Annotated in this window: 12 protein-coding genes; 7 read left to right on the top strand and 5 right to left on the bottom strand. The window is 70.7% G+C overall.

Annotated elements, in window-relative coordinates; genetic code table 11:
- The first annotated feature begins 10 nt into the window (after nt 1-10).
- Together ABN028_RS08140 and ABN028_RS08145 are read left to right on the top strand one after the other, a co-directional pair.
- Complete coding sequence (locus tag ABN028_RS08140) at nt 11-1339, top strand: sensor histidine kinase (RefSeq protein WP_349696161.1); 1329 nt, start codon at nt 11-13, stop codon at nt 1337-1339.
- A gap of 49 nt (nt 1340-1388) precedes the next feature.
- Entirely contained in the window at nt 1389-2177 is a 789-nt protein-coding gene (locus tag ABN028_RS08145) for an LLM class F420-dependent oxidoreductase (protein ID WP_349328294.1), read from the top strand.
- A 228-nt stretch (nt 2178-2405) separates the two neighbouring features.
- Here the strand turns inward: ABN028_RS08145 and ABN028_RS08150 are convergent, their stop codons facing one another.
- A complete protein-coding gene (locus ABN028_RS08150) occupies nt 2406-3212 on the bottom strand; it encodes an SDR family NAD(P)-dependent oxidoreductase (protein ID WP_349696162.1) in 807 nt (268 codons plus the stop codon).
- Between the two features lie 150 nt (nt 3213-3362).
- Here ABN028_RS08150 and ABN028_RS08155 point away from each other — a divergent pair, with 150 nt between their 5' ends.
- On the top strand, nt 3363-3647 hold the full coding sequence (locus ABN028_RS08155) for a DUF1540 domain-containing protein (RefSeq protein WP_349328292.1): 285 nt from the start codon (nt 3363-3365) through the stop codon (nt 3645-3647).
- A 111-nt stretch (nt 3648-3758) separates the two neighbouring features.
- Here ABN028_RS08155 and purD read toward each other — a convergent pair whose 3' ends face one another.
- The 3 genes from purD to ABN028_RS08170 all read right to left on the bottom strand — a co-directional run bounded on the left by purD (nt 3759) and on the right by ABN028_RS08170 (nt 7067).
- A complete protein-coding gene (gene purD, locus ABN028_RS08160) occupies nt 3759-5027 on the bottom strand; it encodes a phosphoribosylamine--glycine ligase (RefSeq protein WP_349328291.1) in 1269 nt (422 codons plus the stop codon).
- A gap of 92 nt (nt 5028-5119) precedes the next feature.
- A complete protein-coding gene (locus ABN028_RS08165) occupies nt 5120-5521 on the bottom strand; it encodes a PIN domain-containing protein (protein WP_349328290.1) in 402 nt (133 codons plus the stop codon).
- A gap of 262 nt (nt 5522-5783) precedes the next feature.
- Nucleotides 5784-7067 carry an adenylosuccinate synthase gene (locus tag ABN028_RS08170; protein ID WP_349696163.1) on the bottom strand — a complete coding sequence of 428 codons (1284 nt, stop codon included), beginning with the start codon at nt 7065-7067 and terminating at the stop codon, nt 5784-5786.
- 210 nt (nt 7068-7277) lie between these two features.
- Here ABN028_RS08170 and ABN028_RS08175 point away from each other — a divergent pair, with 210 nt between their 5' ends.
- The 3 genes from ABN028_RS08175 (at nt 7278) to ABN028_RS08185 (ending at nt 10838) form a co-directional block, all read left to right on the top strand.
- On the top strand, nt 7278-8213 hold the full coding sequence (locus tag ABN028_RS08175) for a diacylglycerol/lipid kinase family protein (protein ID WP_349696164.1): 936 nt from the start codon (nt 7278-7280) through the stop codon (nt 8211-8213).
- A gap of 143 nt (nt 8214-8356) precedes the next feature.
- Complete coding sequence (locus ABN028_RS08180) at nt 8357-9736, top strand: alpha-amylase family protein (protein WP_349696165.1); 1380 nt, start codon at nt 8357-8359, stop codon at nt 9734-9736.
- Between the two features lie 241 nt (nt 9737-9977).
- Complete coding sequence (locus tag ABN028_RS08185; protein ID WP_349696166.1) at nt 9978-10838, top strand: aldo/keto reductase; 861 nt, start codon at nt 9978-9980, stop codon at nt 10836-10838.
- Between the two features lie 109 nt (nt 10839-10947).
- On the opposite strand, the gene ABN028_RS08190 is transcribed toward ABN028_RS08185, so the two are convergent.
- The gene (locus ABN028_RS08190) at nt 10948-11370 is read right to left on the bottom strand and encodes a DUF3151 domain-containing protein (protein WP_349328285.1); all 423 of its coding nucleotides are present in this window, start codon (nt 11368-11370) and stop codon (nt 10948-10950) included.
- Nucleotides 11371-11600: 230 nt separating this feature from the next.
- On the opposite strand from ABN028_RS08190, the gene ABN028_RS08195 reads away from it, so the two are divergent.
- Nucleotides 11601-13205 carry an ankyrin repeat domain-containing protein gene (locus ABN028_RS08195; protein WP_349696167.1) on the top strand — a complete coding sequence of 535 codons (1605 nt, stop codon included), beginning with the start codon at nt 11601-11603 and terminating at the stop codon, nt 13203-13205.
- Nucleotides 13206-13278 lie beyond the last annotated feature (73 nt).

Raw genomic sequence — 13278 nt, forward strand, 5'->3', positions numbered from 1 at the left:
CCTGTCGCCCGTGGAGCGGATCTGGAGGATGTTCGGCAGTCGTCGCGCTGTCGACTTCCTGGTCTGGGCCGCCATCACGGCCCCGGTGTTCCTCAGCGACGACGGCCTGCCGCCGGGTTCCGTTTTGTCCATGCCGATGTTCCAGGCCGTGGCGGTGGCGTTGCTGGCGGTCGCCGTGCTCGTGTCCCGGAGCGTCCCGCTCGTCGCGGTGGTGCTTCCCACGGTCCTCGCTCTGGCAGTGACCAGGGAGTTCTACTGCGAGCAGCTGACCCTTGCCCAGGTGACGTTGGCATTCCTGCTCGGCCGCCGGACGGCCGGGGGACCTTCGGTGGTGCAGCTGTTGGCCGGGCTTTGCACGGTGGCTCTGACCTTCGCGGTGGTGAATCAGGGAGGTACGGCCCAGGACTGGTTCACTCTCGCGAGCACCATGGTGCTCCAGGTCGCCCTCCCGTGGACCGCCGGCCAGTACGTCCTGCAGCGTGCCGAACTGCTCCGCGCCGGCTGGGAACTCGCCGAGCGGCTCGAGCGGGAGCAGGGTCTGGTGGCCAACCAGGTCCGGTTGCGGGAGCGGGCCAGGATCGCCCGCGACATGCATGACTCCCTCGGCCACGAGCTGAGCCTGATCGCCGTTCGGGCGGCGGGCTTCGAGGTGACCACGGGGATCGGCCCGCAAGGGCAGCAGGCGGCCGGGGAGCTGCGGCAGGCGGCGGCGTCGGCAACGGATCGGCTGCGCGAGATCATCGGGATGCTGAGGGACGACGGCGAGACGCCGCCCGTCGTTCCCGCGGGAGGCACCGTGCAGTCGCTCGTGACGCAGGCGGCGGCGTCCGGAGTTGCCGTGACCCTCGAAGACGCCACGGCCGAGTTCGACACACCCGTGCCGGACGTCACGGCCCGCGCCGCCTACCGGGTGGTCCAGGAGGCGCTCACCAACGCGATCAAGCACGCACCCGGCGCTTCGGTGACGGTGACCCTGCGACGCCACGACGAGGGCGAGCAGGGGATCGTCGTCACCGTCGTCAACGGTGCTCCGCCGATGGCCCCACCACAGACCGACGGCATCCAGGGCTACGGTCTCATCGGCCTGGACGAGCGGGTCCGGCTCGTCGGCGGCACCCTGGACGCACGCCCCACCGACGGTGGCTTCACCGTCACCGCGTGGCTCCCGCTCATGCCCATGGCTTCGGCCGCCGCGCCAGACGTCGCACCGTTGTCGAGCCACGCGCTGTCCGCCGCGCGCCGCCGACTGCACCGCAGCATGATCGGGACATTCCTCGCCCCCGCTGCCATGGCCGCCGTACTCGTACTTTTCTACGTCCTGAACGCTGATCGGCTCTGACCCGGTGATCGTCGGGAGCGGGGTTGCGGCGGTCCGTTAGGTTCACATCATGACGAGACCAGTACGGATTGGCGTTCAGATCCAGCCCCAGCATGCCGACTACTCCCAGATCCGCGATGCCGTAGCGCGCGCCGAGGAGGCCGGTGTCGACATCATCTACAACTGGGACCACTTCTTCCCGCTCTACGGCGAACCCGACGGCAAGCACTTCGAGTGTTGGACCATGCTGGGTGCCTGGGCGGAGCAGACGTCCCGGGTCGAGATCGGCGCGTTGGTGACCTGCAACAGCTACCGCAACCCCGAGCTCCTCGCCGACATGGCCCGCACGGTCGACCACATGAGCGATGGCCGGTTGATCTTCGGTATCGGTTCCGGTTGGTTCGAACGCGACTACACCGAGTACGGCTACGACTTCGGGACCGCCGGTGGCCGGCTCGACAACCTGTCCGAGGCCCTGCCGCGGATCACCGCCCGCTGGGGCAAGCTGAACCCGGCGCCGACGCGGGACATCCCGGTGCTCATCGGCGGTGGCGGCGAACGCAAGACCCTCCGCTACACCGCGCAGTACGCCCACATCTGGCACGGGTTCGGCGACGCCTCGACCCTCGAACGCAAGCGCAAGGTCCTCGACGACTGGTGCGCCGACATCGGCCGCGACCCGGCCGAGATCGAGCGGTCCGCCGGCGCGCCCGAGGGTACGCCGGAGGACGTCGCCAAGCCGCTGCTCGACGCCGGGATCACGCAGTTCACGCTCGGCGTCAACGGACCCGACTACGACCTGAGCACGGTCGAGAAGTGGATCGCCTGGCGGGACGAGTACAACTCCTCCGGTTCCTGACGCGTTCATGCCCGCAAGCTCCACGCTTCCGCGGTGACACAGGCGAAGGGGAAGTCAGGAGGACGCCGCTCTTGGCTCCCCTTCGTGAGATGACGTTCATCGCGGCGCCATCGGCGGTTGTGGAGGCGGGGGTTCGTAGCCGTCGACGTGTCGACGTGGCGTATGCCGGCGCGAACGAATGCGGTCACCGGCGCGAACGAATGCGGTCACCGGCGCGAACGAATGCGGTCACACGGACTTGAGACATCCCGCATCGACGATGAAGTCGGCACCCGTCGTGCTGGCAGAACGCGGCGAGGCGAGCAGGGCGACCGCGTCGGCGACCTCCTGTGGGTCGACCATGCGGCCGGTGGACAGACGCATCGACTCCGGGACGATCGTGTCCAGCACGGTGTCCCGATCAGCGCCGGCCTGAGCAGCGAACATGTCGGCGACACCACCGGCGTCGGTCCACCAAGGCGTACGCACCGGCCCAGGGGAGACCGTGTTCACCCGGATACCGCGCGGTGCGAACTCCTCCGACAAACCCTTCGCGGCACTGGTCATCGCCGCCTTGGCCGCGCAGTAGTCGAGGTTGGTCGGTGACGGCTGCCAGGCCATCATGGAGGAGACGTTGATGATCGAACCGCCGCCCCGCTTCAGCATCAGCGGGATGGCGGCACGCACCGCGCGGACCGCCGAGAACAGGTTGAACTCGACCGTCGCCCGCCAGTCGTCATCGGTCGCGTCCAGGAAAGAGCCACGGGGGAAGGTGACTCCCGGAGGTTGCCCACCCGCGTTGTTCACCAGGATGTCCACACCCCCGAACGCCTCTTCAGCGCGCGACAGGACCATCGCCGGCGCATCCGGATCCATCAGGTCAGCGGCGACATGAAGGACGGCCGGCCCGAGCAAGACATTGAGGTCCGGCGTGCTCTTGCGGGACGTGGCGACCACGCGCGCGCCCTCGGCGACCAGGGTCCGGGTAATCGCCAGTCCGATGCCCTTCGAGGCGCCGGTGACAACGGCCACGCGATCTGACAGGTGCAGGTCCATGGAGGCGGGGTTCCTTCCTACTGTGCTGACGTCGTTGGCTTCGAACGCTAACCAGCGCAGGCGTGGCGGGCCGGCGGGATTCGGACCCGGCGTGACTGCGCTGGCCCGGACGGGCGTTACAAAACGTCAAGATCTGGGAAGGCCGCCGGTATGGATATGCCCGTAGTGAACCGGTGTGCAGCGGAGTCGTGTGCGTACAACCGCGATCAGGCCTGCCACGCTCTCGCCATCACGGTCGGCGACTCCCGTGGCGCCCAGTGCGACACGTTCTACGACGTGGCCTTCAAGGGAGGAGATCCCGCGTCCGTCGGCCACGTCGGTGCCTGCAAGATGGCCGAGTGCCAGCACAACGTCAACCTCGAGTGCCAGGCCGCCGGCATCGTCGTCGGTTACCAGCACAACGAGGTGGACTGCCTGACCTACCAGCCGGCCTGACTGTGCAAGGGTCCCGCCGCCCGAACGTGACGTCGACGGGCGTGCCTTCCTGCGATCCCGACGTGCGTGCGGGAACCTCCGCCACGACAAGCCCCCTGCTCGGGGAAGACGTCACATACCGGGCGTTCGTACCTCGCCCTGAACCGCCCTGGCCGCGATGTCGCGCCGGTGGTGGGATCCGGCGATGTGGATCCGGGAGACGGCAGCGTAGGCCCGGTCGCGGGCGCTCGCCAGGTCGCTGCCCTGCGCGGTGACAGCCAGCACCCGCCCACCGGACGTGCTGAGGCGCCCGGCGGCGTCGAGCGTCGTTCCCGCGTGCAGGATCTCCACGCCGTCCAACGCGGCGGCGTCGTCGAGCCCCTCGATCACGTCGCCCGTCCGTGGCGCGTCCGGGTAGCCAGCCACCGAGATGACGACCGTGACGGCCGCGCCGGCGTGCCAGCGCAGCGGCTCGACCTCGCTCAGCGTGCCGGTGGCCGCGGCGAGGAGGACGGGGGCGAGGGGGGTACGCAGCAAGGGGAGCAGCACCTGCGTCTCGGGGTCGCCGAAGCGGGCGTTGAACTCCACTACCCTGAGGCCGCGGGAGGTGAGCGCGAGGCCCGCGTAGAGGAGCCCCGCGAACGGCGTCCCGCGCCGGCGGAGTTCGTCAACCGTGGGTTGCACGACCCGGGCGACGATGTCGTCGACGAGGCCGGGCGGCGCCCAGGGCAGCGGGGCGTACGCACCCATCCCACCGGTGTTGGGCCCCTCGTCGTTGTCGCCGACGCGCTTGAAGTCCTGGGCCGGCAGCATCGGGATGACGGTGGCGCCGTCGGTCAGCGCGAACAGCGACACCTCCGGGCCGTCGAGAAACTCCTCGACGACGACCCGGTCGCATCCTTCGGCATGGGCGAGGGCGGCGTCGCGGTCGACGGTGACCACGACGCCCTTGCCGGCGGCGAGCCCGTCGGCCTTGACGACGTACGGCGGACCGAAGGCGTCGAGGGCGGTGGCCACCTCGGAGGGTTTTTCGCACACGTGCGCCATCGCGGTGGGTACACCGGCAGCCGCCATGACCTCCTTGGCGAACGCCTTCGACCCCTCGATCCGCGCCGCCTGTCGCGAAGGGCCGAAGCAGGTGATCCCTCTGCTGCGTACGGCATCAGCGGCCCCGGCCACGAGCGGCGCTTCGGGTCCGATGATGACCAGGTCCACGCCCAGCTTCTCGGCCAGGTCGGCGATGGCGTCGTTGTCGGAGATGTCCAGTGGATGGGCCTCGGCCACCTCGGCGATGCCGGGGTTGGTGGGGGCGGCGTGCACGGTGTCGACGGTGGGATCGCGGCGCAGGGCTAGGGCGAGGGCGTGTTCGCGGCCGCCGGCGCCCACGACGAGTACGTCCATGGCAAGCGACCCTAGACGACCCCTCCCGACCGCCGCCGCCGGACTCGCTCAGCCGCGCAGACGGTTGGCCTTCGGCCGGTGATGTCTGGGAGTCAGTCGGGGGCGGGGTAGACGGTTCGCGGGCCGGCGACTTCGGCGCCGAACGCCAGCACCCGGTCCCGCAGGCCGCGGTCGGCGGTCACCACCACGACCCGGCGGGAGTCCTGGGCGTCCTCGGCCGCGACCAACTCCACGATCGTGTCGTCCGCCGAGCCGGATGCGGGGATCACGCGTACCTCCGGCGTCGCCGGCACCTTCCGTGCGGCGCCCTCCACCACGAGGACGACCTCCAGCGGCGGCTCGGCGATCGCGTCGACTCCACGGGACGCGAGGGGGGCGAGGGTGTCGCGGAGCCGGATCGTCGCGCCGAGCCGGTCCCGCCACCAGCCGTCGGGTACGGAGCCGACGACGTTCGCCGCATCGACGATGAGGAGAGTCTTGGCGGTGCCGTTCACATGGACCACCGTTCCACGTCGCCCGCGAGCCGGCCCGGCGAATGACCACGCTGAGCATGCCTGTGGCACCCGGAACAGGCGCCGACGCCTGGTGAGGCTCCACAGGCATGCTCAGCGTGGTCATTCGCGCCGCCACGGGCGAGGGCAACCGGCGCCGCCACGCGAAAGGTCCCGGGCCGGTAGCTCCGTACGGTCGGCGCCGCACCCGTCCGGCTGCTCCGTGCCGTTGACGCCGCACCCGCCAGCGCCGCGCTTCGTACGGTCAAAGCAGTGGCCGCAGGGCGATGACCTCGTCCCGCCCGGGTCCGACGCCGATGCCGGCGACGGGAGCGCCGATGAGCTCTTCGAGTGCCTTGACGTACGCCTGGGCCGCCTTCGGCAGGTCCTCGAACGACCGGCAGCCGGAGATGTCCTCCCACCAGCCGTCGAGGTACTCGTAGATCGGCCGGGCGTGGTGGAAGTCGGTCTGCGTCATCGGCATCTCGTCATACCTTGTGCCGTCGACGTCGTAACCCACACACACGGGCACCCGCTCGAAGCCGGACAGCACGTCGAGCTTGGTGAGGAAGTAGTCCGTGAACGCGTTGACCCGGGTGGCGTAGCGCGCGATCACCGCGTCGAACCAGCCACACCGGCGCGCCCGTCCCGTCGTCACGCCGTACTCCCCCCCGACCTTGCGAAGATGCTCGCCGTCGGCGTCGAACAGCTCGCTGGGGAAGGGGCCCGCACCGACCCGCGTGGTGTAGGCCTTGAGCACCCCGATCACCTTGTCGATCCGGGTCGGGCCGATTCCGGCGCCGATGCACGCCCCGCCCGCGGTCGGGTTCGAGGACGTGACGAAGGGATACGTCCCGTGGTCGACGTCGAGCATCGTCGCCTGGGCACCCTCGAGCAGGACGACCTTGCCGCCGTCCAGGGCCGTGTTGAGCACTGCGGACGTGTCGGTGACGTAGCCACGTAGCGGGTCGACGTAGCGCAGGAACCCGTCGACGATCTCGTCGACACCGATGGCGCGCCGGTTGTACGCCTTGACGAGCAGGTTGTTCTTCTGGAGCAGGGCGCCTTCGACCTTCTGGCGCAGGATGCCGGGGTCGAAGAGGTCCTGGACGCGGATGCCGAGACGGTTGACCTTGTCGGCGTACGTCGGTCCGATGCCGCGTCCGGTGGTGCCGATCCGGTTGTGGCCGAGGAAGCGTTCGGTCACCTTGTCGATGACGGTGTTGTACGGCGCGATGAGGTGCGCGTTGGCCGAGATCAGCAAACTCGTGCAGCTCACGCCGCGGCCCTCGAGCATGCTGATCTCGTCCAGCAGCACGGCCGGGTCGACGACGACACCGTTGCCGATCACGGGTACGCAGCCGGGCGTGATGGCGCCGGAGGGCAGCAGGTGTACGGCGTAGGACTCGCCGTCGACGACCACCGTGTGGCCGGCGTTGTTGCCGCCCTGGTAGCGGACGCAGTAGTCGACCGAGCTGCCGAGCAGGTCGGTGACCTTGCCCTTGCCCTCATCGCCCCACTGGGCACCGACGAGCACGATCGCGGGCATCAGGGGTCCTTCCGAATGGCGGACGTCCGGCCGCCACCTGCGGAACGAGCGCCAGGAGTGAGGTGGCTCGCTCCGCTGCCGGGTCGCGGATCCCGGCTCGTCGCAGCGAACCTGGGGCAGCCGGCTCTTGCGGGCCCAGGATAGTCCACCCCCGTCCGGGCCCCTTTCGGCAGCGCCATGGGCAGTGGAGCAGGCGGTAGGGTGCCGTGCGTGGAGTCCCTGCTCGTGGTGATCCCTCCCGACGCCGACGGTGTGGACGAGCACAAGGTCCAGGCCGCCATCGACACCCTGCGCGCGGAGGCCGACGTCCAGGCGGTTCGGGTACGGCTGCCTGGGGAGCTCGACGGCGCCCTGCACCGGCGCGGCGGGCGCACGGTGGTGGTGGCCGGCGGTGACCGGCACCTCCATTCGGTGGTCGCCGCCCTGCACCGGCGCAACGAGCTGGACGACGCGTTGCTCGCCGTTCTGCCGGACGGCTCCGGCCGCGGCTTCGCCTGCGGGGCGGGGGTTCCGCCTGATCCGGACGTCGCCGCCAAGACGGTGCTCGCCGGCGTCGAGCGCCGGTTCGATCTGCTCGTCGACTGCCGGGGTTCGGTAGTCGTCAATGCCGTACACCTGGGCCGCTGCCCCGCGCGTGGCACGCCGGGATGGTGGGGGTTGGGCGGTGGCCGGGACGGCTTCGGCGACCACGGGCCCCTGTCCGCGTTCGGTCGTCCCGCCCGTCGCCGTGGGTCGGTGCGGCCGCGAGCCCTCCACGTACGCATCGAGGCCGATGACGAGGTGGTAGCCGACTTCGACCGGCCGGTGTGGTCGGTCGCGGTCACCAACGGCAGGTCCGCGATGTCGTCGGCCTCGTCGCCGCGGCCGGGTGCCGGGTCCACGGTCGCCTCGTGCGCGGTGAGAGCGGACGGTCACGCAGAGCTGGTCGTGGGCTTCGCCGTCGACCCTGTGTCCGCGGCACGGCACTGGCTCCGCCGTCCGCACCCGATCGTTCGTACGGACATCCAGACGGTCCGGGCGCGGGAGATCAAGGTCTGCGGCCAGCGGTTCTGGATGACCTGCGACGGCCAGGACAGCGGCACCGAGCAGCGGTGTACCTGGAAGGTCGTGCCCCAGAGCCTGCGGATGGTCGTGCCGGCCGCCTGAACCCGGCGCGGGAGCGCACCGCCAGGGCGCTCATGCCGGCCTAGGCCGGGGTGGTGTTTTCGCCGTCCGCCCTGGTGCGCGTGTCCGGCGACGGGGTATGTGTCCGACGGCGCGGCGGAAGTGATCCGAGGTGAGGAGCGTCGATGGGCGGTTGGGTGGACCACGCGATCTGGTGGCACCTCCTTCCGCTGCCCTTTCTCGGCGCCGAGCCGGTCGCGCTGCCGCCGGGAGCCGAGGTCCGGCATCGTCTGAGCCGGCTGGAACCCTGGTTCGACTATGCCGTGGAGCTCGGCTGCTCCGGGCTGGTGCTCGGGCCGATCTTCGCGTCCGAGACCCACGGCTACGACACGGTGGATCATCTCCGGATCGACCCGCGACTCGGCGACGCCGCCGACTTCGACCGGCTGGTGGCGGCGGCCCGTCAGCGCGGGCTGCGGATCCTGCTGGACGGCGTGTTCAACCATGTGGGGCGGGGGTTCCCGAGCGGTGGGCAGGCACCGGAGGAGGAGTCGACCCGGGCCGCGTGGCTCCGGCGCGGGCCGGACGGCCGCCACGTCACCTTCGAGGGGCACGACCGTCTCGCCGCCCTCGACCACGACCAGCCCGCGGTCGCGGCGTACGTCATCGACGTCATGAACCACTGGCTCGCTCGGGGCGCCGACGGGTGGCGGTTGGACGCCGCGTACGCGGTGGCACCGACGTTCTGGAGCCGCGTCCTGCCGGAGGTGCGGCGGCGGAATCCGGAGGCGTGGTTCGTCGGGGAGATGATCCACGGCGACTATGCCGGGTACGTCGCCGAGAGCGGGTTGGACTCGGTGACGCAGTACGAACTGTGGAAGGCGATCTGGAGCTCACTCCGCGACCGGAACTTCTTCGAACTGGCCTGGGCGCTGGAGCGGCACGACAGCTTCGTCGAGGCGTTCTGCCCGCTGACCTTCGTCGGCAATCACGACGTGACACGGCTGGCGAGCAGGCTCGACCGTGCCGAGTTGGTCGGACATGCGCTCGCGGTCCTGTTCACCGTGGGCGGGGTACCGAGTGCGTACGCCGGGGACGAGCAGGGGTTCCGGGGGATCAAGGAGGAACGCGAGGGTGGTGACGACGCGATCCGGCCGGTGTTCCCGGACTCACCCGCCGGGCTGTCGGAGTCCGGGTGGCCGGTGTACCGCCTGCATCAGCGGCTGATCGGCCTCCGCCGGCGCCATCCGTGGCTGGTCCACGGGCGTACCACGGTCGAGCACCTCACCAACCGGGCATTCGCCTACCGGGTGACGGCGCCGGACACCGCAGCTGCGCCGGGCGGACCACGCAGCGAGGTGGTGGTGCTGATGAACGTCGCCGACGAGGCGTACCGCTTCCCGGATGAGCTGGCTGACTCGATCGCCCGGATGGTGATCGGCGCGAGTTCGGGGCCGGGGGTGGAGCCGGGCGAACCGGAGGACATTGCCGATCCGCTCGGCGTTCCCGCGTACGGATGGCGGGTCTTCGTCCCCACCCACCCGACCTCCCCTCCCGGGACGTAGGGCCTGTCTCCTGATCGGCGTCCCCCGGGACGTGGTGGCTGCCATGGGCGGGCAAGGCGTTCCTGACCTGCGCTTTCCATCAGCTCGCGTGCTGAATCCCAGAACTTTCTGCTGTTGGACAGATGGCGGCCGAGGGTCCGATCCTGGCGAGGAAACGCCGGCGCTCAACCGCCGGGCGACGCCCGGAACGGGTACGTGCATACTCCCGCGAGCCGTTGATCACCGTAGAAGGGGACCGTCCATGAAACTCCGCCAGCTCGGCGATGTGCAGGTCGGCGCGATCGGGCTGGGCGCCATGCCCATGTCCATCGAAGGTCGCCCCGACGAGGCGCGCAGCCTCGCCACGATTCACGCCGCGCTCGACGCCGGCGTCACCCTCATCGACACCGCCGACGCCTACCACCTCTACGCGGGAGAGGTCGGCCACAACGAGTCGCTCATCGCCAAGTGTCTGGCGAGCTACGGCGGTGACACCTCGCACGTCATCGTCGCCACCAAGGGTGGCCATCTGCGACCGGGCGACGGTTCGTGGACGGCCAACGGTTCGCCGGCCTATCTCAAGTCCGCGTGCGAGGCTTCGCGGAAGCGGCTAGGGGTCGAGGCGATCGGGCTCTACCAGTTCCACCGGCCGGATCCCAATGTTCCGTACGCCGAGTCGGTCGGCGCGCTCCGCGACCTGCTCGACGAGGGCAAGATCCTACGCGCCGGAATCTCGAACGCCACGGTCGCGCAGATCCGCGAGGCGAACGAGGTGCTCGGCGGGCGGCTGGTCTCGGTGCAGAACCAGTACTCCCCGGCGTTCCGGAGCAGCGAGCCCGAACTCGAGCTGTGCCACGAGATGGGGATCGCGTTCCTGCCGTGGAGCCCGCTCGGCGGGATCTCCCGGGCGGGTGAGCTCGGCTCCCGGCATGCGGCCTTCGCGGAGATCGCAAAGGCGCACGGGGTCAGTCCGCAGCGGGTCTGCCTGGCCTGGATGCTGGCGAAGTCGCCGGTCGTGATCCCGATTCCTGGCGCGAGTCGGCCGGAGTCGATCCGCGACTCCGCCCAGGCGCCCGAGCTCTCCCTGTCCGCCGACGAGGTCGCCACCCTCGACGCCGCGTAGCCGCGGAGGCGCGTCGCCGCGTCGCCGCGGAGAAGAGACGATCGGCGGCGGCCGAACTGGACATCCGCCGCCGGGCTGTCCGGGTCCGCCGCCGTTGATCCGCTTCGACTCAGGCGTGCAGGCCGAGCTCCTTGGCCGCCGTGCTGCTCGACTCGAAGAGGAACGTCGTGCAGCGCTCGGCCTCGTCGTCCTCGCCGATCGAGTCCGCCGCCTTGGCCAGCGAGCCCAGCGCCCGCAGGAAGCCGCGGTTGGGTTCGTGTTCCCACGGCACCGGGCCATGGCCGCGCCAGCCGTTCCGACGTAGGGCGTCAAGGGCGCGGTGGTAGCCGACCCGGGCGTACGCATAGCCCTCGATGTCCCGGCCGTCGGCGAGTGCGCGCTCCGCGAGGAGCGCCCAGGCGAGGGAGTACGTCGGGTGGGCGCGGGCGACCTCCGCGGGATCAGCGCCGCCGTCGAGGGCTGCGCGCGCCTCGGTGTCTTCGGGCAGCCGGGTCGCGGGCGGTTCGCCCAGCAGGTTGTGCGGTGTGCTCATGCCCACCATCCTGCCCGCAGTCGGGTGGGTGCCGCTTCCCACCTGCCGGGGCGGCCGTGGACGAGTGAGGTTGCGGCGGCCTATCCTGGCGGCCGCGCGCAGGGCGCGTCCGGTCCGCGGACAGGGCTCATAGCCCACCTGAGTGGTGCAGCGGTGACCGAGCGGTCCTCGACTTGCGACGCTTCTCGGTTTCGGTGTGCGGACCCCCGGAGCCGGTGAAGGAGCACGTCGTGTCTGACCCCGTTCGCCCTGACTCCGATCGCCCTGACTCCGATCGCCCTGACTCCGATCACCCTGACTCCGATCACCCTGACTCCGATCACCCCGGCCCTGATGGCCCTCGCCCCGATCGCCGTGGCCCTGATGGCCGTGGTCCTGATGGCCGTGGCCCTGACCAAGGCTCCGACCACTCGTCGCAGCCGCCGTCCGCCGCGCCGCGGCCTCTTCGTACGCTGCCTCCGCGGCCGGACCTGCGCAGGCTGCGTGACGAGGCCAAGAAGCGCCGGCGAGACGGCGAGTTCGCTCAGCTCGCCGAGGCCCAGCTGGCCGTTGCGCGTGAGCACGGGTTCGCGTCCTGGCCGCGCCTCAAGACCTACGTGGAGACCCGCGCGCTCGATCTCGACCAGCGTGCCGCGATGCTCGTGCGGTCGGCGTGCTCCTCGGACATCCGCACGGCCCGTACCCTGCTCGACGCCGATCCCGAGCTCGCCCGCCACGATCTCGCGGCCGCGTGCGTCACAGGCGAGGTCGACGAGGTACGCCGCCGGCTTGACCGCGACCCTGGAGCCGCCAGCCGCAGGACTGCGCCGTCGGACTGGCCGCCCCTGACGTACGCCTGCTTCTCCCGCTTCCTCCGCACCGACTCAGGCCACGCCGACTCACGCCACGCAGATCCTGACCGCGCGGCCCGTATCGTCGCCGTCGCCCGGCTCCTTCTCGACGCCGGTGCCGATCCGGACGCCGGCTACACCGATGACCACGGGCACCTGCAGGTACCGCTCTACGCCGCCGCCGGGATCGCCAACAACGCCGAACTCACGGCGATGCTGCTCGATGCCGGAGCGGACCCGGACGAGAACGGCGGCAACGAGGCCGTCTACCACGCGGCGGAGTTCACCGACATCACCTGCGCCCGGCTGCTCCTGGATGCCGGACCGGACCCGGAGAAGGTGTCGTACTGCCTGGGCAGGGCACTGGACTTCGACAACCTTGCCATGGTGGAGCTCTTCCTCACCCACGGCGCCGACCCGAACCACCGGTCCGGCGCGCACCTTCGCAAGGCACTCCGCAACGGGCGGATGGACCAGGTGGACCTGTTGCTCGCCCACGGTGCCGACGAGTCCCTGGCCAGCGACGACGACCGCGCCGTCGCTGCGTTGCTGTCTGGTGCGAAGTCGCCGGAGGCCGGCGTACAACCGCACCCAGACGTGTTGCGGAACGCCGCACAGGCGAACAACGTCTCGCTGTTGCGGCACCTACTGGCCGCGGGAGCTCACGTCGACGCCGCCCCGGACGGCGTCATGACGGCGCTGCAACGGGCCGCGTGGTGTGGCCAGGCCGATGCGGTCGAGCTGCTGTTGGCGGCAGGCGCGGATCCTGCGGCGGTGGATTCGACGTACCACTCCAACTCCGTGCAGATGGCCTGCCACGGGTCCGAGAACTGCCACGACCCGCACGGCGGACCCTCGATGCGCACGGTGGAGGAGGTACGCCACGGCGACTACCCGCGCACCGTGGAACTGTTGCTCGACGCGGGCGCGCCGGTTCCCGAACAGGCCCGGGGTTCGGACGCCGTACGCGCGGTTCTGGTCGCGCGCGGGGCCGCCGGCGACTGACGACGGGTGAAGCGAATCGGGCCCGCGGGCAACGTCCGGCGGGGGTAGCGCGTCCCTCGGCACATCGCATTCC

Source organism: Actinopolymorpha sp. B17G11 (genome assembly GCF_040196095.1).
In the GTDB taxonomy this organism is placed as follows: domain Bacteria; phylum Actinomycetota; class Actinomycetes; order Propionibacteriales; family Actinopolymorphaceae; genus Thermasporomyces.